Genomic DNA, 26,813 nt, shown 5'->3' with positions numbered 1-26,813 from the left:
GAGCTAAGTTTCCCAACTCCTATATATTTCTCGATAGATTTATTCATTCCTACTTCGTTTAGAATTATAAACTCTTATTTTTCAACTCCATTTGCTCAATTAAAAACTTTCTAAAGTTGTTCTTATACTGACTATGTATGATTTTATACTGATGTGATAAATTAGGTAGTTGTTTGTATCCTTTACTGTATAAGAACTTAGCTACCAACTCAACCTTTTCACGGTTATCAAAGCCTCTGTCTTTGCACATATTAGAAATACATACATTTGCCTTACTTGTTGGTTTCTTTTCAACAGGCGGCATATATTCACGTCTGCCATATACGTGTGTTCTTGGATAACCAACTGCTTCACCTAAATATTCACCTGTGATGTAATCAAATTCACCACTTATTAAACTATCTGCTATTTCGCCCATATCTACTTTATTGATTAGTAAAAGATGAATAGTCTTTTTTGACTTCATCTAATAATGGATAGTCTGAATCATTATATTTGTTTTTCATGTACTCAATAAATGCGGTACATTCTTCCCATGTATGTTTTCCAAGGCTTTTATACCCGTGAGAATTTTCTTCGGAATTACCGTTGTTAAAGTTAAAACAACGCTGTTCTTCACTGTATTCTAATAAATATAATTCGTTCATAATTAAATAAATTCTTTGTTTTGAAAGCAGGTTTGCAGCTTTGTGATCTATCTCGGCGACTGTTGGAACCTTGTACACGTACCATCTACGTCCGCACGACTAACGAGAAAAGAGAACTATGTAGGGAGTAGATTTCCCATGTCTTTCACTCATACTTTTTGCTGACTGCTGTTCCTGCTTTAGTTTATCACTTTTTACTTACCGATTCATACACAAGCAAAATTCTATCGCATTTCACTAATCCGTGTAGCTCTTTGCGTGTACTCTCGATATTATCCGTTTCAATGTTTCCTACAAATATGCTACGGGTGTTTCCCGTAACATATTCTACTTTCCTTATGATATGTTCCATATTATCTTCTGCTAACTCCTTTTAGCTCAATTACGTTAAACATTTCTTTTACTCTATCAGCTATGTAGTCACCATATTTGTTTACAAATTCGGTATTTGGATCAAGGTTGGTAGTGGCATGGGTCATAAATTCATTACGTACCTCATAACGTAATTGAAGTATAGTTTGAATGACATTAATTCCAGTGCCGTAATACTTTGAATCAGTAGGCTCCCGGCCGAGTTCGTCAATAGCTAGATGGCACATACATTCCCTGTCGGTAAATTGTGCAATACCACTCATTCCCTTTTCTGCGTATAACAGGGCTATTTCCACAGAACTGGTAAATTTGAATCCAATAGTATCATTATTGCATCCAAAACGATAGCGGTTGATTTTACCAAGGTAACGTTGTATCCCTCTGATAAGTAGTGATTTTCCAACTCCTAACGGTCCCCACAATAGTAGCCCTTTTGATGAATCCAGAATTTTGTTTTTACCCCAAACATAGTCATATAGTGCTGATAATACATTCTCATTCCTTTCGTCTATGATAAAGCGTGGCTCTATTTCCATCATTGATCCTAAAAACTCTTTTCTCCAAAATAGTTCAATCTGCTTTTTGTCCCATGCGATATCCTTACCGTGTATGTGATATCTGACTTTAGAAGGAGATGGATTTGATTCCTGCTGTTTTTGGCTTATCTCCGGAATTATTTCTTTGATTGATTTTATTGTTCCCATATTTTTGAATTAACCATTCTTGATAATCACGTTCTGTCCCGGTAAAAACAACTCCTACCCAGTCAGATTCAATAGCCCGTTCTATTTGGCGAATAGCAAATTCTTCTTCAAACCTAGAAAGTTTGTCTAAAGAAAGTTGCAAAGCATAATTGAGTTTCTTTTTCCACTTCGGAGTATTACGCAACATTTCCCATGCGGACATGAAAGCGTCCGAAGTAAATGGGTAAACTAAAGGCTTCGCATCTCCTTCTTTTTTACGAGATATTTTTGGCTTATCGGAAGGTGGTTCTTCACGCATGGGTGGGTGACTACTCTCTTTGTTTATAGTTTTAATTCTCTTATAAGGTAGGATTGGCACTTCAACTGGAAATATTACAGTAGAAAGTACAGTTGATCTGTTTTTTTCACCTGGAATTATTCCAGCAAAAAGTAAAGTTGATAATACAGGTGATAATACCCTTATATCAGAATCCGTTTCCTTTATATCACCTGTATTTTCAACTGTAATAGTTACAGGTGATAATACAGGTAAAAGTATAGGTGAAAAAGAATAATAACATCCTATCCTCTTATCTTTACATGATTGAAAATAGACCAACCCAGCATCTAGTAATGTCTTTCTTGATTTTATAAGAGTTTTTTCCGTTATATTCAAAGAAGAACATAACTGTATATTCTTAATATCAAATGTATCTTTCCATCCCTTTTCATTACAAGCAGACACCAACTCATGAAATAGCGCCTGTTCTATCGCCGTAAGATATGTGTCAGCTCTAACTTTTTTGAGCCTTGAAATCAACTGATAACTATTCATAAATCAAAATGTCTATTTGCAGCACACTTATCAAAAGACTTTACACGCTCAATAAGGTGCTTTTGCCTTTGTCTGAAAGCTAAACTACCATCAAACTTATTATGACACTCCCGGCATAATCCAACGATATTCAAAGGATTTGTATAATGTTCAGGATATAAACTTTTAGGAACTAAATGTGCGGCGTCTACAGCCGGTTTACCGCATATGGCACATACAGGAGGAAGAGATTGCTTTATCCTTGCAATCTCCCTGTTTCGTTGGGCCTGTTTCTTGCTTATCCGCTTCATGGCATTTAATTTTAAAATTAATCCCGATAACCGAGATAACGGATATCGGGATGATTCATCTATTATGTACCTTTTGATGGCAATCCTCACAAAGAGTAATAAGACAATCCAAATGATCAAGTTCTTTCCCTATGATGGAAACACCGTTTATTTTGTATTTCAAATGGTGAATTTCTAAATTATAAGTTTTACCACACATTTGACAACTGTGCCCGTCACGGATGCGTACTTTACGTTTGACTTCTTCCCAATAAGGATTATTCTTCAGACTCGTCCGATACTTCGACGGTCTCCCTTTCCTGTGTGCCAGTCTCGTCATTATCTTCCTCCTTTCTCCACGGGCTTTCCTCTATTGCTACCCTATGCCATTCATGGCGCTGTATGGAAACAACTTCTCCGGAAGCTTCATCTAAGAAATCTTCAACCCATTGTTCCAACCAGACATCCTGACCGTTTTCCTCCCATACCTCTACAATATCTTCGCCTTTACCGAATTTACGCAGATTCTTTCGGGTATCTTTAACATCAATATCCGGTAATTCATATCCCAATTCCTTAAACGCTTCCTGGTTCTTTTCACCAGAATTAAACAGATCGTTATATTCATGCTTAGGAATTTCCTGAACCAATGCAAGCCGGAAAGCTTCGTTTACCCATGAGTAATACAAGTAATATCCCATTACAGGAATACGGAAAGTATCAACCATCTTTAGCGGATAATCCTTAATTCCTTTCTTTGCCAGATTGACAAGGTCTTTGAATTGAGTATGTAAAGATGATATTTTTGCTTCAAACTCTTTCTTTGCGGTATTGAACTCTGCTTTCAAATTTTCAAATTGCGCTTCAATCTCCGGCATCTGTTCTTCCGCTATCTCACCATAATTTGCACGGATGGTAGATATTTCATATTCATCCATTACCCGATTAGCTATTACATCTTTCTCTTGAATGGTTACAAAATGCTCTGAAAGCTTTTTCTTAACATCATCCATACAGACACAATCAGAGAAAATCACTTCGGGAAATTTCACGGTGGTAGGGAGCTTAAATTTAAGTTCCTCCGGTACATAGTCTTTTAAATCAATCATTGTTTTATAGGTTTTAATAAATTCCCAAAGGAAGAATCATCAACCTTTGGGAATTTTGCTTAATTTCGTAAATGTCAAACTTTAAAATCAAGCGTTATGGAAATTTTATTTAGAAAAGAAACAGGAAATACTAAAAGTGTATTCCTTACTATCAAAAGTTCAGGAATGGATAAAAATGCAAAAACTTATATATCAACCGGAACTTTCAGTGATCAGAATAGCATAAAAAGCTATGAACTATCACTATTAGAAATTAGGCAGTTAGCATATATTTTTAATAAAATCGCTAACGAACCGGATTTTCTTGTGCACTTTGATTCCACTTCTGAATTGTTTGAAGAAGCTCAAGTAATTGAATAAAGTCTTCTTGTGACTTCTCTGAGAGTTCCAAAGTGATGTATTTTCCATAGTTATCATTTTGGAACTCTATTACCATCTTATCGTCAATACTTATCTTAACATTTTTCATAACTATTCAAAATCATCTATAGCCACCGGATGAAGTAACTTCTTACTCCAATCAGGAAGCTGCATATCAATAACACCACGAGCACCTTCTTCCGCTTTGGCATCATAGCCGGGAAACCACTTCTTATCAAAGCAGTCTTTTACGATAGAAAGAGCATAGTGATATTTATATTTCCCATTTGCCAAATCATCAGGCGACCAAAAAAGGACAGCAACATCATAAGGTTCTACCGTCTGCAACATAATCATTATCGTTACATTGAAGTTTCGTCCTGTAATGCTACTCATCACATCTTGGTACATACCTTCCGATAACTCATACTTGAGTTTAGCACAATCATAATAGAACTTACCGAGATCATCGGCTCGCGTGGTCTTAAAGGATATAACAGCGTTTACACCGATATTTTCCTCTACATTGAAATAATCCGGTCGGACTCTTACGTTAAGTCCCGTTTCTTCATCCTTTCCATAAAAAGAAACTTCTGAATATGCTCCTTTCAAAAGCTGCTTGATGATGCCGCCACCATACCAATAATAGTTTCTTTCAAGAGCTTTAATTATCATACTCATTTCATCACTGATAAACGAATACCCCAAATCAATGCACTTCTGTTTCTTATTATCACGAAAATCTTTCAGATCGCAGAAATTCCACCTTTCAGAAGGTATTTCTTCTTCAACATCCGGAACATAGTTCTTATCGCTCAAAAGCAACTCATTATAGAACTTAATCATACCAATTACTCCTTCTTTGGATGATTGGCTATATTTGGGTTCTACTTTTACGAGTTCGAATAATCGAGGTTCAAGAAATGCCATGTGTGCGAATGTCCCCAATTGAAAGCAAGGTTTTTCTTTTTCTTCAAACACCCTTTCATAATCGTAATAAAATGACCGTGGCGTTTTAAGGGCATTCTTTAGGTTTGATGAAGAAATATGCCTGCTTTGAAGATACATATCCATAGGATCACGCTTAACCACTCCATTAATACTCAATTCTTTCAAATCAATATTAACAGGAGGCTTATTGCAATTTAATGATATGAAATCGAGAAGTTCTTCTTTGGTAGGATAATCATCCGGATTATAAGCAGAAGGGTTGAGTTCCTCCCCTTCTGTCGCATTATCAAAATTGAATCCTTCCATTTATCCGGCAACAGGTAAATTAATACGAATTGGCTTTATCGACCAGTTGTCAGAAGAATAGCTATTCGTTTTATTCTTGCGCTTACCCATGAACGTAATTTTAAGCAATGTACCATGCCTAATAGTTCCATTTGCAATATAAGGCTCTAAAATACCTACCAATCTGCGAGAACCATTCATTAGAGTGACAAGATCACCGTTTTCATTCTGTTCTGCGAAAATAGCGCAATCCAAATCAATTAACTCTCCGTTGCCTTGTGCACTCAAAACCTTCTGAGGCTTAATCTCCAAGAAAATAACCTTTTTGTACTCTCCTGGCATTTCTGGAGTCCAGTAATTACCACATAAATCAATTGGCAACTCTTGTGCATCTTTCAAGGATGGAATGTTGCCACTATTCAAATCTACTGTTTGAATATCAAGAGAAGATTCACTCTCTTTAATTACTAATCCGTTTTCTTTATTCATAATCGTAAAAATTAAAGGGTTATTTATTACTAATCAATTCTAACATTTCCGCCTTCGCCATCGGAGATAAATTAGGAATACTATTACACTTGAAAGCGGCAGTTTCAAGTTCCATTACCTCAAGTCTAACTCTTGAATTTGGCTTATTATCAGCGTCTTTATACTTTTTTACAAAACCTGCCTTAATCCATTTTCTCACGTTTCCTTTCCCATATATGGAATCAGCCTTGTTTTGAGATATGAATTTAGGCGTTTGCCCTGCATCTATCTGTCCCTGTTTTCTCCCTATTGAGAAAATACGGTCTGCTAACTTATACAGCATTTCATCATTTAAAGCCACTATCATAATCTCTGATTCTATATTCAACTTTTGTCTCCCTTATCCTTCTCTCCCTCCGCATATCCGAATGGAATCCTTTATAAAAGGAAATTGAGAATACACACAATAAACAACAAGCAACCGCGGAACGTATAAAAGGTGAAAAGTTCATAGTGAACTTCATTCCTGCCATTCGTTCATGAAGCATTGTTGCAAGCTCTCTCCCGTTTCTAATCCGAAGAACCCTGAAAGCTTCTTGCAGTTGGTTATTGATCGTGCTCAACGCCCTGCATTTCATAGAAGCTATTTCTTTCTTCTCATACCCTTGCGCATACATTCGTGCTGTAATCTCGCATTCAGGTGTTAATTCGGTTAATATTCTATCCATAATCGTGTAAGTTGATAGATTAATAGTTCCGAACCACCCGGATGAATCCCTCTTTGTTTTTAGGATTGGAATCAAGAGAGTATTTTGTGTCATCTTTGTATTTACCAGATATCTTAGCCTTGATATTGGCTCTCTGAACACATCCACTTATTTTTGTCTTATCCCTCTCAGGGAAAAGGCAGGAAGCTCCTTTTTTAAGTGCTTCAATTTTCTTTCGTTCTTCTGTTATTTTTGCCATAAGATTAAATATTAATTAATAATGAGAGGTAAGCAGAAGATTTGAACTCCCGACCTTAGCTGTAAATACCCGTACAACTACGCTCTACCACTGAGCTAACCTACCATATAAGAAAGGTGTACTATTCTCACGAACGGCACACCCAGTACAAACACAAAATAAAACACGACAAAACAATATTCTAAACGCCCGCTTGTACGGTATTTCCTTGCTGCCGGCCGGACAGTAGGTCGCTAAATATACAAGATATGAGTTCAAAGACTACCAACTCTCGAGCGTTTAATTTCGTTCGTTAACATTCTGTTTTGAGCCTTTTCAGGCTACATTAATATTAAATTTCTCTTTTATAAAAGACAGTATGTGTACAATGATATCTACCGTCCACCCGTTACCAAGCATCTTGTATATTTGAGTGTCTGAACATTTCCATTTATACCAAGATGGTATTGTCTGTAATCGGGAACATTCAATAGGAGTTAATCTTCGGATAATTCCATCGGGGTTTATCATAGGAACATGTCCTCCACCCATTTCCATAGCACTAACCATTGGGGTAGATTTATTATGACTTATTGTAGCATGTTTTTGATTTGAGCTAACGCATAGCAGATTATTTTGCTCCCATGCGCAAGCGGACAATGTTGGAGTTTTGCCATCGAAAACATTGCCCTTATTATTGCCACGAGGATGTTGCAATATTAGATTATCTTTCTGTACGCTTGTGAGGCAATTTGTTTTACCCGTATTTTGTGGTTCTAAATGCTGTTTGCCATCTTCACGCCCTCGCATTGCAACACAAATAAATTGGTAATTATGCTTTTTATTAATAGAACGCCCAGTTGCTGCACGTTGTGTTGGCGCTTTCCCGCCAATCGATATAAACGTAGTACCAGAATCAAAAGACATCTTAGATGAATTATTACCTGTACTCAAACATCCTGTTTTATCAGGATTAATATTTGGAGTAAAGCACTTATGAGGACTATTCATCCGGTTAATAACAGCCTGTGACACAAAATACTTTTCATCTACCTCACTTTCAAGAATATCACGAAGGAATATTCCTTTATCTTCCGGCTGTGGAATGTCTGTATAAACTTCTCCGAATAATCCTACTTGCTTTGTCCTAATATTCGTCCAATACCACCTGTCCCGATTCTGAGCACTTACCAAATTAGAGTTAATATTTACCGGAAATACTCCGCAATACTCGGATATAATCCTCATGTGGCTACGTTTCATATTCACATTTTCAAGCAAGAACAGCACATCAGGATTAAGCAACTTGATATGGTTTAAAATGTCTATGAATACAAAGAATAACTTACTGCGTGGATCATCGAATGCAAGTTGCTTTCCGGCAAAACTAAAGCCTTGACAAGGGGAGCCGGCCAATACTAAATCTATTGACGACCAATCTATGCCCCATTCCATCCACTTGGTCACATCACCCAGTTGAATGGTATCGGGAAAGTTCAGTTGCGTTTGCCTGATAGCGTGCCTGTCTATTTCCGAAGCGTAGTACACTTCCGGGATAATTTCAAGTTGCTTCAATGCAATTTGACCGCAAGACATTCCGTCAAATAGGCTTAATACTTTCATACCTGTTACAAATTATTATTTATTGTTTTCTTCTTGAACTGCCTTCAATCTTGATTATATTAAACATCTCCTTAATTCTATCAGCTATGTAGTCTCCATATTTGTTTACAAATTCGGTATTTGGATCAAGGTTGGTAGTGGCATGGGTCATAAATTCATTACTTCTTTGTTAAGAATTAATTTTAGCTTCTAATTCATCTCCGAAATCCATCCATGCTACTTCTGAAAGCTCTTCCATCTCATCACAAAAATCGTCATTGTAGCAAGTTGATAGTTTCTCCCTAACAATATTACAAGCAGCTTGAAAACCTGCCATGTATCCTTTTTGAATCAGGGCATTCTTAGAATAGCCCTGAGCCTTGTCTATTACTTGTTGTTTCTTCATTTCCACTTTTTTTTCGTTATTTAATCCTTCGCTAAACTCTGTCCTTGTCTCATTGCCGTAATTAACACGCAAATCATTTAACGCATTTGTAAGATTCTTTGCTTCATCTTCGTACACTTCACAATCCCAACCAACTGTTGTTTTAGAAGGTGATTTTATTACAGTAAGAAGCGTATCTAAATTGTCAACTACTTCTTGAATTTTATCTAAGCATTCTTTCCGTGTCATAGTATTCATATCAATGCAGTTTTGAGGGTCATTTTCCAAAAAGTTCATCAATCTCACTCTCAAGCCTATTGTTATTTCTCGCCATATAAATACAGTCAATAGCGAAAACTATAAAAGAGATCCAAAACACAATATTGGAACTCATACAAGTGATAGCCATCACAATGAATGACACACACCAAACAAATGCTAATGGTAATATTTTCATAATAATATGTATTAGTTAGTGCCCGTGCTCTCATCGAAGAGAAGAACTCTTATCACAAGTTCGGCACGGGCTATATAGACCTTTCAGCGATAAGCACGCCCAACGCCCATACTCACTACTGTGAGGACGATTTTCAGTGCTGAAAGTAATTTCATTTCAATAATATAGCCTTACCACCAATCACCGCGTCTCCGCTATAGTAGTTTCTATATTTCGTTATCTTTGGTTCACCTAAACAGTTTATGAATTACACTGTAAAGGCTTTCACATGATGTCAAAGAGCTAATCAATAGAACCCTGCCCGATTCTCGCTATCGGCTGCCGTTCAATCCGTCAGTAGGGTAAGTAGTTATGCGTATCGGCTCAATCCTTGAACTTCGCAAAGTGCGTCGTAATCCATGTCATCATCTTCGAGATCAGGTTGCATTATAGCCTTGCAGGTATCTATTTCATCTTGAATAACTTCGATGATTTCACTTTTACAATCTACGTTATAAACTCTACGAGCCGTTTCTTCATCCATACCCTCTACATTGTTCAAGTCCCTGTAAAGAGCATCTATATGTTGTTGTATCTCGTAATTTGTCATAATCATGCAATTTTTATAAGGTTAAACTTTTTAAATGAACGCCATCCGTCTGCCTCTGTATCCCAGTAATTAAATAGATCTTCATTCTTTCGTACACCTGTACCTTTTACCTTATCGTGAATGATTTCATCTTTCATAGTACCGAACGCCTGTCTGATCTCACCATTCACTTTTTGATAGAAGAACTGAACCGTTTTTGTCTTCATTGCCTTTGTTAGTTTATAAACCAGCCAACTTCTTTTCAGACAATCAGCAAAACTCTCACCTGTTACTTTGAAAAATCGCCATGCCATTGACATGACTTCTTTCATCTGATTTTTAAAATTCGTGCTCATAATCGTGTATTTAATATGTTTATACTATTGCGTAAAAGATTTTAATTGCCTTTCTTTGTATCGTTATTATCGTTGTTCTTAACGACGATGCAAATATAATGCATTTGCATCATACATCAAACGATATTGCATTAATTATCTAACGCATTTGCATTATTTAACAGTATATAACTATGGACACTATTAACGAAAGAATACAATTTATTATAAATGAGAGGTTTGATGGTAACACAAGTGCATTTTGTAGAAGTGTAGATGTAAAGCAGCCTACAATGAATACTATTTTAGGTGAAAGAAAAAGCAAACCCTCTTTTGATGTAATTAGTAATATAGTCAATGCAAAAGCATTATTCATCAATTCAGATTGGCTTCTTACTGGAAAAGGAGACCCTTTTATAAAAGAAGAAAAACATCTTCCGACAAATACAAGCGGCAAAGGAGTTCCGTATTTTGAAGATATAGAAGCCTCTTGCTCAATATTATCAATGAATATGGACACCCCAGAAAACCCGACTTTTTATATTGATTACGAACACTTAAACGACTGCAATGCCTACATTCCGGTAGTTGGAGATTCAATGTATCCCCAATATTGTGCTGGCGAAATAGTTGCAGTTAAGCAAATTTTTAACTTCGATGTTATTCAATGGGGAGAAGCGTACCTTGTCGTTACTAATAGTAATGCTAATGATTTGCGCACAATAAAGCAAATTCATTACTGTGATGACGAAAGCAAGATAATTCTTCGGGCAAGCAATCCAAACTTCAAAGGAGATACCAAAATAAATAAAGAAGATATACTTTCCATGTTTATAATAAAAGGGAAAATAAAAAGGAATCAGTTGTAACGTTTGCTCAATACTATGAAATTCAACCAATACACATGGAACCTATATAAGCAATCTTCTGACGGTAAAGCAGTCATATCCAGCTTTTCAGATAGAAAAGAATGGATTGAAGAAAAATACCTTTTAGAAAAATACAATCCAAGACTAAAAGACAGTTTCAATACAGATATTATCTGCGATATACTGGAAGATTTTTGGTGTTGCAAAGTATCAGATTATGAGGATATAGAGTTTCCAACATTAGATAAGGCGGGTATTCTGTATGAAGAAATCATATCTACTGGACTTCACATAGAGGATGAGGAAATTCTAAAAATAGGTGACTTTGATAGGATGCTTGAATATGTTCCTTTCTTGTCTATGGAATTGAATTTTCTACTTAACGAGTACTTCTTCCCATATCTATATATAGACCGCTTCTATGAACTTAAAAAGTTAGTTGATTACTTCGATATAGAGTTGCCGTCAATTCCAAAAAAACCAGACTATAAAGGTAGATGTATGTATTATTGGGAGCTATGTAAAGTATTCTATCAATTCAGAACAGAAAATAACTTAACGCCCGATGAATTTAGTGCATTCTTGTATGACTATGCACCCAACCTCTTACATAAAGAAGAAAAAAGTGATATTCCGCAACCCACACAAGCGTGGTTTATTGGTGGACTAATAAAAGGATACGGAGAATACTGGACTACTGGATTTTGGCAGTCTAATCAAGAGACCAAGAAAGGAGACATTCTCGTTCATTATGAAACATCTCCAGTTAGTGCAATTACTTGTTTATGGATAGCACAAACGGATGGAGTAATAGACCCATTCTTTCACTATTACAGCAACACATACATAAGTGAAAAAATAGATATTCCTCACATCACGTTAAAGGAACTCCAAGCAGATGAATACTTTTCCAAGCATCCGCTTATAAGAAAGAAATTTCAAGGAGTAAACGGCTGGCCGATGAGTAGTGAGGATTATTCAGAACTCATGCGTATGATACAAGCAAAAGTATTCAGCACGGAAGCTTTGCCGAAACTGTACGCTCCGGATTTACCAAAGGATATAAATATAGAAAGAGAAAGGGATGTAGAATTGCAATTACTGGAGCCATTACTTAACTCTATGGGATGGTATGAGAATAAAGATTTCATCCGGCAGCTACCGATTCATGCCGGACGTGGACACCGGATATTCCCCGATTATGCTTTGCACTACAACAATAAACCAGATGAAGAAAAAGCTAAGGTTTTGATTGAAGCAAAACTATACATGAAAAATAATCAAGAAACAGAAGCTGCATTCTTACAAGCACGTTCTTATGCTCATCTACTTGAGTCCTTTGTTATCGTTCTCTGTGATAGGGAGTGCCTTATTGTATATGAGAAAAGACAAAGCTTTGATCGGGACATTTATAAAAAGTACTATTGGGGAGAACTTGAAAATCCCGATTTATTCAACGAATTAAAAAACAAATTAAAAACAAAAAGAACATGAAGAAAATCTTATTAACAACACTTCTTCTTATTATCGCACTAACAATGTTCGGTCAAGATACTAACAAAGTATATTGTGATCTCAAAGGAGTTGACAATGTGTCTGCAAAAAGTGTGTCCGTTGAAATAATTCTAGACGGAGAAAAATTAGAGATGAATGAACTTACAAATCAAAACGGGGAAAGATTAAGGGTCACTCAAATGGTAGAAGCTATGAATTTCATGAGTAAATTAGGATGGAAATTAGAAACGACTTATGCAATATTCGGAAATGGGAGGACTGTACATCATTGGATTATCAGTAAAGAAATAAAGAACAGCAACGAGGTAAAAGAAGGTCTAATAATACGAAAATAAAGACAAAAACGTATTTCAATCCTACTGCGGGTCTGTAAAATAAACTGTGTCAAGCGTTAAATCTCACCTAAACTCATCGGTCGGGGATCGGCCAGCGCCAAGGGGGTGCATCAGCACTCCCGACGAGCGTAAAATTATAACAATTTAAATCTATCACCAAACTTTATCGCCAGTTGTTGCGCAATGGTCCCCCAATTAGCCAGTGGCATAGTCCATTTCTTGCGTATGTTGCGATAAGCCAGGTAAACAAGCTTTTCAAGGGCGGTGTCATTGGGGAACACGCCCTTGTTTTTTGTCACTTTCCGTATTTGACGGTGGTACCCTTCAACCGTATTCGTAGTATAAATCATACGACGTATATCAGAGGTAAACTGGAAGTATTCAGTGAGCTTTTCCCAGTTGTCCTGCCATGACTTGATAACAATGGGGTATTTCTCTCCCCATTTTTCATCCAAATTAAGAAGTTCTGTTTCTGCAGCATCCTTATTGACAGCACCATAAACCCGTTTTAGGTCTTTAAGAAACTCCTTCTGGTGTTTACTGCCGACATATTTGATCGAGTTGCGTATCTGATGGACGATGCAAAGTTGTACTATGGTATCAGGGAATACGCTTTGGATGGCGTCAGGGAAGCCTTTCAGGCCATCGACACAAGCTATAAGGATGTCATGTACACCACGGTTTTGTAAATCGGTCAGCACATTCAACCAGAAGTTTGCTCCCTCATTCTTAGAGATATACATCCCAAGCAAATCCTTACGACCATCCTTGTCTATAGCCAATACGTTATAAATTGCACGGGTAACGGCACAGCCTCTCTCATCGGTGACTTTATAATGAATAGCATCCATCCAGACTATCGGATAAACAGAGTCCAGACTACGGGAACGCCACGCTTTTATTTCCGGAAGTACACGGTCTGTGATAGAACTGATTGTTTATCGAGATACACGATTGCCAAGATTTTCTTCCATCCAATCGCTTATTTCACGTGTACTGTTGCCAAGGGCATAAAGCCCGATTATACGGTCTGCCACACTTTCTGCAAGAACGGTTTCACGCTTCTTGATAAACTGAGGGGCAAAGGTGGAATTACGGTCACGCGGCGTAGATACGGTTACTTCTCCCATCGATGTTTGAACCTGTTTCTCCATCTTGCCATTACGACGGTTTCCACTCTGACGCTCATCCGATGAAAGATGGGCATCCATCTCTCCTTCAAGGGCGGCATTTAAAATACTCTCCAATAACGGGGCAAATGCTCCGTCCTTCCCTAACAAGGGTTTGCCAGCCTTGAGCTGTTCGATTGCCTTGTTCTTGATACTTTCAAAATCAAATTCTTCACTCATAATTAAACTGGGTTAGCAAAATTAATAATTTATTGTTTTGCTGACACAGTTTAATTTACATTCTCCCTACTGCCAAACTGACAATTGTATAGTAGATTGTGTTTTGAGACATTTATATAGCCGGGCATCATTCCCCGGCTTTTTCTTTCATTCCAAACACATAATCTATAACTTTTCTGTTAACATTATCAATACGCTCCCAGTCCTTCTTGATATAAATATCAGTTATGTTATGCCCCGACTTATGATTAAGACTCATGGCAACATCATCCATTGAGATTCCACAGTCATTTCGAGCGATAGTTGCAAAAGAATGCCTGGCAGCATATAAGGTTAAATTCTCAATACCTAACGCATCTCCGATGTATTTAAGATTACCATTCACCTTTGATACAAACTGCTTATCGCTGGAATACCTCATAAAGAAATTGAATGCCCTATCCCCTACCTCATCTCTATACCGGTTTATATAAGGTCTTAATTCAGGCTCTATCTTTATAGAAATAAACGCTTTGTCATCCCTTCTTCCAGATGTCTTCCTACGCTCATACTCAAATCTACCATCTATCTCCGGCTTTAAAAAATACATATCCACTGTATTCATACCACACAAAAGGAAAGACATTATAAAAACATCTCTTGCGACTAATGTGCCTTTCATGTTCAGAGGCACCTCAAACTCCTTTATCTTTCTTATATCATCAGCAGACAACGCTTTCTTCTTTATCTCATTTACTTTCGGTAGTTTATATTTTTGAAACGGATTATTGGCTATTCTTATAATACCTGCATCCTCATCATTATACTTTATCTTTGCCAAATTGAACAAATGTTGTATCTTACCAATATATAGCCTGACACCGGATGAGGATATCTTGCCAAATCCATGTTTTGAATCAGACGCACGAAGAAAGGCATCAAAATTAAACAGGAAATTAGAAGTTATATCAGAGAACATGAGATTTCTACTACCTACAAACTCTTTTAGCCTTGAGAGCATAGCGCAATAAGATTGACTCAGACGCTTCCCTTCATTTATCAATTTTTGAGTATGATCTTCAGCAAAATCAAAGAAATTTATTCCATCCGGCTTCCCTGACAATTTATCTTTCATCAACTTCACCAATCCTTGTGCAGTATAGTAGTCAATCTGATGACCCATAGCAGACAATTCCGACCTTATTTTCAGTACATCAACCATCACTTGGTCATAGACGGGATTATTACGTTCCTTCAATTCAAAAGTCTTCTTATTAATCGAGTCAATAGACACATAATGAGAAGTAGCCATATAAGACACTTTTTTCTCGTGTATAATTCGAATCTTGACATTCCATGTATCATCACTCCTCTTTTTTTCCTTGAGGATTACTACTTTTACTGTTGCCATCGTGCATATAAATTAATCGTGTAACTTCCTGTCACCAATCCAACTAGGGTAAAACCATTTTTGTAAATCAATCGACTAGGGTAAAACAAAGGTAAAACAAATAAGCTAATATTGCAAGTATCATTAGCAATATTAGCTTATTGTTATTTCTTTAATGCATTGATTTACTTATAACTTACTGAGTTCCTTGTACAAACGCTGTATAGGCAATCCCATTACATTAAAATAAGAGCCGTTAATAGCTTCTACCCCAACAAAACCAATCCATTCCTGTATACCATATGCACCAGCCTTATCTAAAGGACGATACTTTTCCACATAATAATCGATCTCTTCTTCACTCAGTTTCGCAAAAGTTACTTCTGTCGTGGTTGTAAAACTTTTCTGGAATTCACTTGTAGTAAGGCAAACACCTGTTATAACATGATGCGTCTTTCCCGAAAGCATTCGGAGCATTACTTTCGCTTGCTGTTCGTCAGTCGGTTTACCAAGAACTTCATTATCAAGCCAAACAATTGTATCTGCTGTTATAATCAGTTCGTCAGATTCTATTCCTTTTAAATAGGCTTCGGCTTTCTCGCGAGCTATATATAAAGGTATATCCTCTCCTTTTAATGTTTCAGGATATGCTTCATTCACATCCGGCAAAACCTTTATCGTATAATCAATACCTAAACCGGACAACAATTCACGACGACGGGGAGAGCCCGATGCCAGTATGACTTTGTATTTCTTTAAATTATTCAACATCTGTATTCCTTATTTAATTATTACCAGCCAAAAGCGTCATGAGACATCCATTTTCCCTGCGACTTTAGCACCTGTTCTACCACATCACGACAACAACCATCTCCACCATTACGATGAGAAATATATTTAGCTATTTCTTTTATTTCAGGCGCAGCATCAGCAGGGCAGCAAGGTAATCCGCACAAAGACATGACCTCATAATCAGGAATATCATCTCCCATATACATTATTTCTTCATCCTGCAAATCATATTTCTTCTTTAATTGAGCATATTCGTTTGTCTTAACAGCTGCTCCCATATAAACATCTTGAATACCAAGACCTTCATAACGAATCCGAGTTGCTTCTCCCCTGCCTCCGGTAATAATAGCGAGTTGAAAACCACGTTTTACCGCTAACTGTAAAGCATAACCATCCTTTATATTAATCGTACGCATCGGTTCACCGGACGGATGCAGTGAAATCGTTTCCTTACTCAACACTCCATCGACATCGAAAGCCAATACTTTTATCTTTCTTAAATCATAATCTATATTACTCATTTCTATCGTTTATTTTCATTTATACGATGAATATCTTTACTAATCAATTCATAAAGTTGACGCATCTCAGGTTCATCTGAAAGGAGTTCCAACTGTTTGTTTATTACATTCAGATCATACCTGATGGCAGGGCCGGTCTGCGCCTTTTCCGGAGAGAGTTCATGTATTTTATTGGCTGTTTCATCTATCAAAGGCAGCATTACATCAAAAGGTATTCCATATTTATGCAGAAGCTTTTCTGTCAATGTATACATGTGATTGGTAAAATTACAAGCAAACACAGCAGACAAATGCAAATAGCGTCGTTGCTCTGAAGATACCTCATGAACTGAAACAGACAACTCATTTGCTATTTCTCGAAGAATACTTAACCCCGATGGTTCATTTGCCTCCAAAAAGATAGGAATCCGACAGAAGTCTACTTCTCTTGATTTACTAAAAGTCTGCATCGGATAAAAGACTCCATAATGTTTCACATATCCTTTCCATATATCCATTGATATGCTACCCGCAGTATGGACAAAAAAAGAGTCTTGCTTGTCAGCAACAATTTCAGGAAGCAGTTCTATTAAAGCCGAATCTTTTAAAGAAACAATATACAACGTCGCATCCTTTCTTACCTCATCCAATGAAGTGGTATATGCAGCAGACAATGTTGTGGCCAGATTCTTTGCCGACTCTTCCGTCCGACTATAAACTTGTACAACAGAATATCCCTTGGACACCAATACTTTTCCTAAGTTGGTGGCTAAGTTTCCCGCCCCTATCAATACTATTTTATGCAAACTTTTCTCCTTCTCCATCAGCTTATTTACCACCATATTTATTTATATGGATCTTTTCCCATTGAAGATGCTCTTCATTAAAAGGTTTACGTTCCATACCTTTATGTCCGACTGCTATAACAGAAAGCACCTGTAATTGCAATGGAACATCCAAAAGGTTACGAACATATTCGTCAGAAGGTATTCCTTCCGCAGTAAAACGCTCACGAACTTGTACCCAACAACTACCCAAGCCTAAATCTTCTGCCTGAAGCTGAATTATAATAGAAGCAATTGAAGCATCCTCTATCCAGACATCACTGGCCAAAGGATCTGCAACAACAACAATAGCTAAAGCCGCATCTGCTATAAAACTTGCGCTTTGCTCTTTGCAAAGAGACAGTTTTTTCAAGACTTCTTTATCATCTACTGCTATAAACTGCCAGCAATTAGTACGCTTGGACGAAGGAGACATTAAGCCGACTTTTAACAAAGCGACCACCTCTTCTTGAGTCAATTCATCGGAAGTGAACTTTCTCATACTGCGTCTGTTTTCTATTAATTCACTGAAATTTTCCATATCATCTATTGTATAAAGTTTTAATTCGCTAGATTATTTTGTACAAATATACAACTAGAATGTGGAATCATAAACAAAAAATAATAAATTTGCAAACACTATGTTATTGCAACTCACCACATATTACGAAGGAAATCAAATCCCGGAATTACCGGGGAACAATATATTCCATTCCAAAGGACTGTTTCTTATTTATGAAGCAACATCCGGATACGAACCTTTTTTAATCGTAGTATATGCCGATAACAAACCTGTTGCAAAACTTTTAGCCGTAATCAGAAAATCGAAACGAATGTTTCCCCCTTCTTTTATCAAACGTTGCGAGATCTATGGAACAGGAGAATATTTTGATGAAACAATTGATAAAGAAAGTGTTTTTGGTGAAATGCTGGAACATATAACCCTTGAAGCGCTAAGAAAATCCTTTTTAATAGAGTTCCGCAATCTGGATAATTCTTTATTCGGCTACAAATACTTCAGAAACAATAATTATTTCCCGATTAATTGGCTACGGGTAAGAAACTCACTTCACAGCCTTAAACAGCCTATGCAAAGAATTAGCGAATCCCGTAGACGACAAATAAAGAAAGGGATTCAAAATGGTGCAACGATAAGTGAAGCAAAAACAGAAGAAGAAATTATGAGCTTCGCAAAAATGTTAAGTAAAAACTATTCAGCACATATACAAAAGCATTTTCCCGACCCCAACTTCTTCCGGGTCATCGTCAAGGATAAGCGTCTCTCTGAAATTGCCAAGATATTCATTGTAAAATACAAAAACAAAATAATTGGCGGCTCTGTTTGCTTATTTTCCGGTGATGACGCATACTTGCTCTTCTCCGGCGGTATGAGAAAAACTTATGCGAAACAGTACCCGGGCATCCTTGCCGTATGGAAAGCGGTCGAATACTCTTACGAACATAAATACCAACACTTAGAGTTTATGGATGCGGGATTACCATTTAGAGAACATGGTTATCGAGATTTTATCCTTCGTTTCGGAGGAAAGCAGAGTAGTACACGAAGATGGTTCCGTTTTCAATGGAATTTTTTAAATAAATTATTAGAGAAGATATACGTATAATCTTTTTTTTACGTTATACACTATACATTAAAGAAAGACGAACTATGAAATTACGTGCGTTAATAGCACTTTTATTTATATTATCCTCTATAGGAATCTTAGCGCAGGGAAAAGCAAAGGTATCGGGTCTAGTCACGGACGAAGAAGGTAATCCGCTGGAAATAGTCAATATCCATGTGGAGAAACAACTTATCGGAACAGTCAGTGATTTGAAAGGACGTTATTCTTTGACCGTATCCAGCAAAGACACCGTTGTTATAGTCTATTCAATGCTGGGATATCAAACCAGAAAAAAGATATTAAGAAACCCACACGGTAATATCACGCTGAATGTAATGCTTCCAAATTCCGAATATGAATTAGGAGAAGTAACCATTACCGAAAGCAAGAGGCAAACCAGTTCTACTGCGCAATTAGATTTAAAAGGTGCACGCCTGATGCCTGATGCTACCGGGGGAAGTGTAGAGTCCTTTATCGCTACTCAAGCCGGAGTCAGCTCAAACAACGAGTTAAGCTCCCAATATAACGTACGCGGAGGTAGCTTTGATGAAAACATCGTTTATGTGAACGGAGTAGAAGTGTATCGTCCTTTATTAATCCGTTCCGGACAACAAGAAGGGTTAAGTTTCATCAATCCGGATATGGTAGAAAACATAGGCTTTTCGGCGGGTGGCTATGAAGCTAAATACGGAGACAAGATGGCGTCAGTATTAGATATAACCTACAAAAAGCCAACGCGCTTTGAAGCGAGTGGTTCTGTCAGTTTGTTGGGCGGAAGTGCCTATGTAGGCTTTGCTACCAGACATTTCTCAATGACAAACGGGGTTCGTTATAAAACCAATCGCTACTTATTGGGAAGTTTGGATACCAAAGGCGAATACAATCCTAATTTCGTTGATTACCAAACTTATATGACTTACTCCCCCAACAAACGTTGGGAAGTCGGTTTCATTGGTAACTTCTCACAAAACCATTATAATTTTAAACCGGAAGACCGTACCACGAAGTTCGGTACACTAGAATCCGTCAAGGAATTCAAGGTTTATTTCGACGGACAGGAAAAGGATTTATTCCGTACATATTTCGGCTCTATAAACCTGACGCATCGGTTTAACAAATACAACGACATTACGTTTCAAATGTCAGCTTTCAAAACTAAAGAGGAAGAAACGTATGACATAACCGGACAATATTGGCTCAATGCATTGGATGAGACAGGAGAAAACGGTGAAGTAAGCGAAGATCAAACCGTAGGAGTAGGTACCTATATGGAGCATGCCCGCAACTATCTGACTGCAACAGTACAGAGCTACGCCTTGACAGGAAACAGCCAGCTGAAAAGACATCAAATTAAATGGGGATTAGAATTAAAACAAGAAAAGATAAAAGAAAAACTCCGTGAATGGGAGATGCGCGACTCTGCAGGATACTCATTGCCCCACACTGCAAACGATGTGGAACTCATCTATAATCTGTCCTCTCAAAATGAGATAAGCAGCAACAGGTATTCTTTCTTCGCACAAGACACCTATAAGTTCTCCTCAAAAATAGGATTAGTTACACTAATAGGCGGTATACGTGGCAGTTATTGGGACTGGAACAAAGAATTTATATTCAGCCCTCGTGTCTCGGCAGCATTAATACCGAAATTCAATGAAGATTTCACTTTCCGGGCAGCGACAGGTTTGTATTATCAAGCCCCATTTTATAAAGAATTCAGAGATACGACTACCGTTAACGGCAGAGCGATTGTTAATCTGAACAAAAATATCAAATCACAACGCTCCATTCATTTTGTTTTAGCCGGTGACTATAAATTCCGGGCAATGAACCGGCCATTCAAGTTCACCACAGAGATTTACTATAAGATTCTAAGCAATCTTGTACCTTATAATGTAGACAACGTGCGCATCAGTTATTACGGTCGAAATATGTCACGAGGATATGCCACAGGTATCGACATGAAACTGTTCGGAGAATTCGTGCCGGGTACGGATTCATGGCTAAGCTTTAGTTTGATGCAGACAAAAGAAAAAATAAACGGCACATGGATTCCTCGTCCAACCGACCAACGTTATAGCTTATCATTCTACTTTAGTGACTACTTCCCGAAAAGTGATCGATGGAAAATGAACTTGAAAGCGACTTTCGCTGACGGTCTGCCATTCGGTCCTCCCCATAGCGGACGCGAGCAAGCTGTGTTCCGTAGTCCTGCCTACAAACGAGTAGATATCGGTATGTCCTACCGACTTTTGGATAACGAGAACAGAGACAAACAAGGCAGAATAAGTCGATGTTTCAAGAATATCTGGTTGGGAATCGATGTGTTCAACCTCTTAGATATAAATAATGTCAATTCTTACTATTGGGTAACCGATGTGTACAACCAGCAATACGCCGTCCCCAATTATCTGACATCCAGGCAAATAAACGCAAGAATCCTTATCGAATTTTAAGAAGTACAGTATCACAGAATCCAAACATCAGTATATCTGAATCGTTTGTCCATGGGAATCCTATCGTTTGCCCATGGTCAAACAACAGGTTTCCCACGGGTAAACGCAAGGCTCACCAAGGCAAAACGAACTAAAAGAGCAGAATTAAGAATTCAAAAGCCACGATGCAAAAAATAAAATGAAGAAATATTTCTTTATTTATTTCAAAATGACTTACTTTGTACTGTTTAAAGACAAGTATACAAACTGTTTACTAACTAAAATATAATTAACCATGAAGATCTCACACATCGAGCATTTAGGCATCGCTGTAAAAAGTATCGAAGAAGCACTGCCTTACTATGAAAACGTCTTAGGACTAAAATGTTATAATATTGAAGTCGTTGAAGACCAAAAAGTGAAAACAGCTTTTTTGAAAGTAGGTGATACCAAAATCGAATTACTTGAGCCAACCAGCCCGGAGAGTACAATCGCTAAGTTTATAGAGAATAAAGGTGCCGGTGTTCATCATGTAGCATTTGCTATCGAAGACGGAGTTGCCAATGCGCTCGCTGAAGCAGAAGAAAAAGGCATACGCTTGATAGACAAAGCCCCCCGCAAAGGAGCTGAAGGTTTGCACATTGCATTCTTACACCCTAAATCCACATTAGGAGTATTAACAGAACTTTGTGAGAAATAATATTATAATCCATAATTAAATAACAAATTCATGAGTAACCAACTTGAAAAAGTAAAAGAGCTGATTGAGCTACGTGCACAGGCTCGCTTAGGCGGTGGCGAAAAAGCTATTGAAAAGCAACACGCTAAAGGAAAATACACTGCTCGCGAACGTATTGCGATGCTTCTTGATGAAGGCAGTTTCGAAGAGCTGGATATGTTTGTTAAGCACAGATGTACTAACTTCGGACAAGAAAAGAAATCTTTCCTTGGTGACGGTGTTGTTACTGGATACGGAACAATTGATGGAAGATTAGTATATGTTTTCGCACAGGACTTTACCGTATTCGGAGGTTCTTTGTCTGAAACAATGGCATTAAAAATATGTAAGGTCATGGATATGGCTATGAAGATGGGCGCTCCATGTATCGGTATCAATGACTCGGGTGGTGCTCGTATTCAGGAAGGTATCAACGCTTTAGGCGGATATGCGGAAATCTTCCAACGTAATATTCTTGCTTCCGGTGTTATTCCACAAATCTCAGGTATTTTCGGCCCTTGTGCCGGTGGTGCCGTATATTCTCCTGCTTTGACCGACTTTACTTTGATGATGGAAGGTACTTCTTATATGTTCCTTACCGGACCGAAAGTGGTAAAGACCGTAACCGGTGAAGATGTATCTCAGGAAAACCTTGGTGGTGCAAGCGTTCACTCAACCAAATCCGGAGTAACCCACTTTACAGCAAAAACAGAAGAAGAAGGTTTAGCTTTAATCCGTAGTCTTCTCAGCTATATACCTCAAAACAATTTGGAAGAAGCTCCTTTGGTAGAATGTAATGATCCTATCGACCGTTTGGAGGATTCTTTAAATGAAATTATCCCTGACAGCCCCAACAAACCATACGATATGTATGAAGTTATCGCTGCGATTGTAGATAACGGAGAATTTTTGGAAGTTCAAAAGGACTATGCCAAGAACATAATTATCGGTTTCGCACGTTTCAACGGACAATCAGTCGGTATTGTAGCCAACCAACCTAAATATTTAGCAGGTGTACTTGATAGCAACGCTTCACGTAAAGGTGGACGCTTCGTTCGTTTCTGCGATGCATTCAATATTCCTATTGTTTCATTGGTAGACGTTCCGGGATTCCTTCCGGGTACAGGTCAGGAATACAATGGCGTAATCCTTCACGGTGCTAAATTACTTTATGCTTACGGTGAAGCAACAGTACCTAAAGTAACCATTACATTGCGTAAATCTTATGGTGGTTCTCACATCGTAATGAGTTGTAAACAACTTCGTGGTGACATGAACTATGCATGGCCTACAGCAGAAATTGCAGTGATGGGTGGTGCAGGTGCCGTTGAGGTTCTTTATGCAAAAGAAGCAAAAGAAGCGGCAGATCCGGCTGCATTCATGGCAGAAAAAGAAGCTGAATACACTAAACTATTTGCTAATCCTTATAATGCAGCTAAATATGGTTACATTGACGATGTTATCGAACCGAGAAACACTCGTTTCCGTATCATTCGCGCATTGCAACAGTTGCAAACTAAGAAACTGACAAACCCTGCCAAGAAGCATGGTAATATTCCATTGTAATTCAAGTCGTATTTAAACAAAGACAATTATGAAGAAAAAAACAGGAATATTTCTTTCACTGCTACTAACGCTGGGGTTGGGTCTAAGTTCTTGTGGGGAATCAAACACAAAGTCAAAATTATTATTGAACGAAGTGTTGATCCTCAATGAGAACAACTATCAAGACGACTACGGATGTCATAGTGCATGGATTGAAATATTTAACAGATCATACGGAAGTGCAGACCTTGCAGCATTCAGATTAAAAGCAAGCAGCACTCCGGGAGATACAATTAGCTATTTCATCCCAAAAGGTGATATACTAACTCAAATAAAGCCACGCCAGCATGCTCTCTTATGGGCAGATGGAGAACCCCGACGCGGTACATTCCATACGAATTTCGTATTGAATCCGGAAACAAACAACTGGATTGGATTGTACGACTCAGGCAATAAGCTGTTAGACCAAATTGTTATCCCTGCGGGAACATTACAAGCCAACCAATCATACGGACGTGTCAGTGATGCTTCTGATAAATGGGAAATAAAAGATGGAACAGGTGACAAATACGTTACCCCAAGTACCAATAATAAAACAATTGATTCAAACGCCAAACAAGAAAAGTTTGAAGAGCATGATAGTGTTGGTATAGGTATGTCCATTTCTGCTATGAGTGTAGTATTCTGCGGCTTAATTCTTCTTTTCATCTTATTTAAGATTGTTGGCACAGTTGCAACTAACCTAAGTAAGCGTAATGCGATGAAAGCTCAAGGTATTACAGATAAGAAAGAAGCTAAAGATGCAAATCTAGGAGAAAGTCCGGGTGAAGTTTACGCAGCAATAGCTTTGGCTATGCACGAGTTGCAAAGTGATGTACACGATGTGGAAAATACGATTCTTACCATTAATAAGGTAAAACGTACATATTCTCCATGGAGTTCTAAGATATATACACTTCGCGAAACCCCGCATAGAAAGTAACAATTACTAACGATTAAAGAAAAAACGATGAAAGAATATAAATATACAATCAACGGTAACGTATATAAAGTTACAATCGGTGACATTGAAGACAATATCGCTCACGTTGAAGTAAATGGCACTCCATATAATGTGGAGATGGAAAAAGTAATTAAAAAAGCAACTCCGAAACCAGTTGCACGGCCGGCAGCTCCTGCTGCCTCAGCTCCAGTTTCAGCTCCAACAGCTCCTGTAGCAAAACCGGCTGCGGCATCTACAGGTAAATCAGGAGTCAAATCTCCGCTACCGGGTGTCATTCTTGATATCAAAGTAAACGTAGGAGATACTGTAAAAAGAGGACAAACAATCATTATCCTTGAAGCAATGAAGATGGAAAATAACATCAATGCGGACAAGGATGGTAAGATTGCAGCTATCAATGTTAGCAAAGGGGATTCTGTTCTCGAAGGTACTGACCTCATAATCATCGAATAATATGGGAGAATTCGTAACATTCTTAGGAAATAACCTTGCCGATTTCTGGACATATACCGGTTTTGCCAATGCAACAACCGGACATATAATCATGCTAGCAATCGGTTTGGTGTTCATCTATTTAGCAGTAGCTAAAGAGTTTGAACCGATGCTGCTGATTCCTATTGGTTTCGGTATCCTCATTGGTAATATTCCTTTCAACATGGAAGCCGGTTTAAAAGTCGGCATTTATGAAGAAGGTTCTGTACTTAACATTCTATATCAGGGAGTGACATCAGGTTGGTATCCACCATTGATTTTCCTCGGAATCGGAGCAATGACCGACTTCTCGGCACTGATATCGAATCCAAAACTAATGCTCATTGGTGCCGCAGCACAATTCGGTATCTTCGGAGCCTATATGATTGCATTGGAAATGGGATTTGACCCTATGCAGGCAGGTGCTATCGGTATCATCGGTGGTGCAGACGGACCTACCGCCATCTTCCTTTCATCCAAACTTGCACCTAACTTGATGGGAGCGATTGCTGTCTCGGCATATTCATATATGGCATTGGTTCCTGTTATACAACCGCCTATCATGCGATTACTAACAACCAAGAAAGAACGTGTCATCCGTATGAGACCTCCTCGTGCCGTTTCTCATACAGAAAAAGTAATATTCCCGATTATCGGTTTGTTACTTACTTGTTTCTTAGTGCCATCCGGTTTACCATTGTTAGGAATGTTGTTCTTCGGTAACTTATTGAAAGAAAGTGGAGTAACCCGTCGTTTAGCAGAAACGGCACGTGGTCCGCTAATCGATACGATTACTATATTATTAGGTTTAACAGTAGGTGCTTCCACTCAAGCATCCGAGTTCTTAACACTCGATTCAGTGAAGATATTTGCTTTAGGAGCTTTATCATTTGTTATCGCAACAGCTTCCGGAGTAATCTTTGTGAAACTATTCAACCTGATATTGAAGAAAGACAACAAGATCAATCCACTTATCGGAAATGCCGGTGTGTCTGCCGTTCCCGATTCCGCACGTATCTCACAAGTAGTAGGTTTGGAATATGATCCGACCAACTATCTGTTGATGCATGCTATGGGTCCGAATGTTGCCGGTGTTATCGGTTCAGCTGTTGCTGCCGGTATCCTATTAGGTTTCTTGATGTAAATCAAAAAATATTCTATAAAGAAAAACTCCTGTTCTATAATAGAGCAG

General features: G+C 37.9%; 33 protein-coding genes, 1 tRNA gene and 1 pseudogene. 11 read left to right on the top strand and 24 right to left on the bottom strand.

From position 1 onward, the window contains the following. Positions 1–64: 64 nt before the first annotated feature. The 8 genes from DXB63_RS12555 to DXB63_RS12525 form a co-directional block, all read right to left on the bottom strand. A complete protein-coding gene (locus DXB63_RS12555) occupies positions 65–418 on the bottom strand; it encodes a hypothetical protein (protein WP_122126765.1) in 354 nt (117 codons plus the stop codon). Between the two features lie 7 nt (positions 419–425). Then, positions 426–647, bottom strand: a complete 222-nt coding sequence (locus DXB63_RS12550; RefSeq protein ID WP_122126764.1) for a hypothetical protein — start codon at positions 645–647, stop codon at positions 426–428. A gap of 187 nt (positions 648–834) precedes the next feature. Next, entirely contained in the window at positions 835–999 is a 165-nt protein-coding gene (locus DXB63_RS18125; protein WP_158583727.1) for a hypothetical protein, read from the bottom strand. 1 nt (position 1,000) lies between these two features. Next, positions 1,001–1,723 (bottom strand): hypothetical protein, encoded by a 723-nt coding sequence (locus DXB63_RS12545; RefSeq protein WP_122348261.1) that lies wholly within the window; start codon positions 1,721–1,723, stop codon positions 1,001–1,003. Next, the gene (locus DXB63_RS18120) at positions 1,644–2,537 is read right to left on the bottom strand and encodes a hypothetical protein (protein ID WP_199604197.1); all 894 of its coding nucleotides are present in this window, start codon (positions 2,535–2,537) and stop codon (positions 1,644–1,646) included. The genes DXB63_RS12545 and DXB63_RS18120 overlap by 80 nt, the downstream gene beginning before the upstream one ends. Then, the gene (locus DXB63_RS12535) at positions 2,534–2,827 is read right to left on the bottom strand and encodes an HNH endonuclease (protein ID WP_122126762.1); all 294 of its coding nucleotides are present in this window, start codon (positions 2,825–2,827) and stop codon (positions 2,534–2,536) included. The genes DXB63_RS18120 and DXB63_RS12535 overlap by 4 nt, the downstream gene beginning before the upstream one ends. A gap of 55 nt (positions 2,828–2,882) precedes the next feature. Continuing rightward, on the bottom strand, positions 2,883–3,026 hold the full coding sequence (locus DXB63_RS18250; protein ID WP_233522853.1) for an HNH endonuclease: 144 nt from the start codon (positions 3,024–3,026) through the stop codon (positions 2,883–2,885). Positions 3,027–3,084: 58 nt separating this feature from the next. Then, on the bottom strand, positions 3,085–3,915 hold the full coding sequence (locus tag DXB63_RS12525; protein WP_122126760.1) for a hypothetical protein: 831 nt from the start codon (positions 3,913–3,915) through the stop codon (positions 3,085–3,087). 96 nt (positions 3,916–4,011) lie between these two features. On the opposite strand from DXB63_RS12525, the gene DXB63_RS12520 reads away from it, so the two are divergent. Continuing rightward, on the top strand, positions 4,012–4,275 hold the full coding sequence (locus DXB63_RS12520; RefSeq protein ID WP_122126759.1) for a hypothetical protein: 264 nt from the start codon (positions 4,012–4,014) through the stop codon (positions 4,273–4,275). A gap of 111 nt (positions 4,276–4,386) precedes the next feature. Here DXB63_RS12520 and DXB63_RS12515 read toward each other — a convergent pair whose 3' ends face one another. The 10 genes from DXB63_RS12515 to DXB63_RS12470 form a co-directional block, all read right to left on the bottom strand. Continuing rightward, a complete protein-coding gene (locus tag DXB63_RS12515) occupies positions 4,387–5,532 on the bottom strand; it encodes a PD-(D/E)XK nuclease-like domain-containing protein (protein ID WP_122126758.1) in 1,146 nt (381 codons plus the stop codon). Beyond that, positions 5,533–6,000, bottom strand: coding sequence for a hypothetical protein (locus DXB63_RS12510; RefSeq protein ID WP_122126757.1), 468 nt, complete (start codon positions 5,998–6,000; stop codon positions 5,533–5,535). It lies immediately after the preceding gene. Positions 6,001–6,019: 19 nt separating this feature from the next. After that, positions 6,020–6,346, bottom strand: a complete 327-nt coding sequence (locus DXB63_RS12505; protein ID WP_122126756.1) for a hypothetical protein — start codon at positions 6,344–6,346, stop codon at positions 6,020–6,022. Further along, complete coding sequence (locus tag DXB63_RS12500) at positions 6,327–6,707, bottom strand: response regulator transcription factor (protein ID WP_122126755.1); 381 nt, start codon at positions 6,705–6,707, stop codon at positions 6,327–6,329. Before DXB63_RS12500 ends, DXB63_RS12505 begins: the two co-directional genes overlap by 20 nt. Before the next feature lie 19 nt (positions 6,708–6,726). Beyond that, a complete protein-coding gene (locus DXB63_RS12495) occupies positions 6,727–6,945 on the bottom strand; it encodes a hypothetical protein (RefSeq protein ID WP_122126754.1) in 219 nt (72 codons plus the stop codon). Positions 6,946–6,971: 26 nt separating this feature from the next. After that, positions 6,972–7,050, bottom strand: a tRNA-OTHER gene (locus DXB63_RS12490). A gap of 210 nt (positions 7,051–7,260) precedes the next feature. Then, entirely contained in the window at positions 7,261–8,547 is a 1,287-nt protein-coding gene (gene dcm / locus DXB63_RS12485) for a DNA (cytosine-5-)-methyltransferase (RefSeq protein WP_122126753.1), read from the bottom strand. Positions 8,548–8,716: 169 nt separating this feature from the next. Beyond that, positions 8,717–9,169: a hypothetical protein gene (locus tag DXB63_RS18245; protein WP_233522852.1), complete on the bottom strand. Its 453-nt coding sequence runs from the start codon at positions 9,167–9,169 to the stop codon at positions 8,717–8,719. 548 nt (positions 9,170–9,717) lie between these two features. Next, a complete protein-coding gene (locus tag DXB63_RS12475) occupies positions 9,718–9,957 on the bottom strand; it encodes a hypothetical protein (RefSeq protein ID WP_122126770.1) in 240 nt (79 codons plus the stop codon). Between the two features lie 2 nt (positions 9,958–9,959). Continuing rightward, positions 9,960–10,292 carry an SH3 beta-barrel fold-containing protein gene (locus DXB63_RS12470; RefSeq protein ID WP_122126752.1) on the bottom strand — a complete coding sequence of 111 codons (333 nt, stop codon included), beginning with the start codon at positions 10,290–10,292 and terminating at the stop codon, positions 9,960–9,962. A gap of 173 nt (positions 10,293–10,465) precedes the next feature. Between DXB63_RS12470 and DXB63_RS12465 the strand changes: the two genes are divergently transcribed. From DXB63_RS12465 to DXB63_RS12455, 3 genes are read left to right on the top strand one after another with little or no spacing between them, the layout of a single operon-like run. Continuing rightward, positions 10,466–11,140 (top strand): S24 family peptidase, encoded by a 675-nt coding sequence (locus tag DXB63_RS12465; protein WP_122126751.1) that lies wholly within the window; start codon positions 10,466–10,468, stop codon positions 11,138–11,140. Positions 11,141–11,155: 15 nt separating this feature from the next. Next, positions 11,156–12,634 carry a type I restriction endonuclease subunit R gene (locus tag DXB63_RS12460; protein ID WP_122126750.1) on the top strand — a complete coding sequence of 493 codons (1,479 nt, stop codon included), beginning with the start codon at positions 11,156–11,158 and terminating at the stop codon, positions 12,632–12,634. Next, positions 12,631–12,990 (top strand): hypothetical protein, encoded by a 360-nt coding sequence (locus DXB63_RS12455; RefSeq protein WP_122126749.1) that lies wholly within the window; start codon positions 12,631–12,633, stop codon positions 12,988–12,990. The genes DXB63_RS12460 and DXB63_RS12455 overlap by 4 nt, the downstream gene beginning before the upstream one ends. 134 nt (positions 12,991–13,124) lie before the next feature. Here the strand turns inward: DXB63_RS12455 and DXB63_RS12450 are convergent. From DXB63_RS12450 to DXB63_RS12425, 6 genes and pseudogenes are all read right to left on the bottom strand, one after another. Then, a pseudogene (locus DXB63_RS12450) lies at positions 13,125–14,339 on the bottom strand (IS256 family transposase). 127 nt (positions 14,340–14,466) lie between these two features. Continuing rightward, positions 14,467–15,729 (bottom strand): site-specific integrase, encoded by a 1,263-nt coding sequence (locus DXB63_RS12445; protein ID WP_122126748.1) that lies wholly within the window; start codon positions 15,727–15,729, stop codon positions 14,467–14,469. Between the two features lie 168 nt (positions 15,730–15,897). Then, positions 15,898–16,479 carry a Maf-like protein gene (locus DXB63_RS12440; protein WP_122126747.1) on the bottom strand — a complete coding sequence of 194 codons (582 nt, stop codon included), beginning with the start codon at positions 16,477–16,479 and terminating at the stop codon, positions 15,898–15,900. 20 nt (positions 16,480–16,499) lie between these two features. Next, positions 16,500–17,021, bottom strand: a complete 522-nt coding sequence (locus DXB63_RS12435) for an HAD family hydrolase (protein ID WP_122126746.1) — start codon at positions 17,019–17,021, stop codon at positions 16,500–16,502. 2 nt (positions 17,022–17,023) lie between these two features. Continuing rightward, positions 17,024–17,842, bottom strand: coding sequence for a Rossmann-like and DUF2520 domain-containing protein (locus DXB63_RS12430; RefSeq protein WP_233522851.1), 819 nt, complete (start codon positions 17,840–17,842; stop codon positions 17,024–17,026). Continuing rightward, positions 17,829–18,365, bottom strand: a complete 537-nt coding sequence (locus DXB63_RS12425) for a nitroreductase family protein (protein WP_122126745.1) — start codon at positions 18,363–18,365, stop codon at positions 17,829–17,831. Before DXB63_RS12425 ends, DXB63_RS12430 begins: the two co-directional genes overlap by 14 nt. Positions 18,366–18,465: 100 nt before the next feature. Between DXB63_RS12425 and DXB63_RS12420 the strand changes: the two genes are divergently transcribed. From DXB63_RS12420 to DXB63_RS12390, 7 genes are all read left to right on the top strand, one after another. Further along, complete coding sequence (locus DXB63_RS12420) at positions 18,466–19,449, top strand: GNAT family N-acetyltransferase (RefSeq protein WP_122126744.1); 984 nt, start codon at positions 18,466–18,468, stop codon at positions 19,447–19,449. A 44-nt stretch (positions 19,450–19,493) separates the two neighbouring features. Beyond that, on the top strand, positions 19,494–21,905 hold the full coding sequence (locus tag DXB63_RS12415; protein WP_122126743.1) for a TonB-dependent receptor: 2,412 nt from the start codon (positions 19,494–19,496) through the stop codon (positions 21,903–21,905). A gap of 274 nt (positions 21,906–22,179) precedes the next feature. Then, complete coding sequence (gene mce, locus DXB63_RS12410) at positions 22,180–22,584, top strand: methylmalonyl-CoA epimerase (RefSeq protein ID WP_122126742.1); 405 nt, start codon at positions 22,180–22,182, stop codon at positions 22,582–22,584. Between the two features lie 30 nt (positions 22,585–22,614). Beyond that, positions 22,615–24,168, top strand: coding sequence for an acyl-CoA carboxylase subunit beta (locus tag DXB63_RS12405; RefSeq protein ID WP_122126741.1), 1,554 nt, complete (start codon positions 22,615–22,617; stop codon positions 24,166–24,168). A 25-nt stretch (positions 24,169–24,193) separates the two neighbouring features. After that, positions 24,194–25,129 (top strand): OadG family transporter subunit, encoded by a 936-nt coding sequence (locus DXB63_RS12400; RefSeq protein WP_122126740.1) that lies wholly within the window; start codon positions 24,194–24,196, stop codon positions 25,127–25,129. Positions 25,130–25,156: 27 nt separating this feature from the next. Continuing rightward, on the top strand, positions 25,157–25,603 hold the full coding sequence (locus DXB63_RS12395; RefSeq protein WP_122126739.1) for a biotin/lipoyl-containing protein: 447 nt from the start codon (positions 25,157–25,159) through the stop codon (positions 25,601–25,603). Between the two features lies 1 nt (position 25,604). Continuing rightward, on the top strand, positions 25,605–26,765 hold the full coding sequence (locus DXB63_RS12390) for a sodium ion-translocating decarboxylase subunit beta (protein WP_122126738.1): 1,161 nt from the start codon (positions 25,605–25,607) through the stop codon (positions 26,763–26,765). Positions 26,766–26,813 lie beyond the last annotated feature (48 nt).

Origin of the sequence: Bacteroides sp. OM05-12, assembly GCF_003438995.1 — a bacterium.
In the GTDB taxonomy this organism is placed as follows: Bacteria; Bacteroidota; Bacteroidia; order Bacteroidales; family Bacteroidaceae; genus Bacteroides.
The sequence above is the reverse complement of the archived record's forward strand: the minus strand, read 5'-3'. Positions and strand labels throughout refer to the sequence as shown.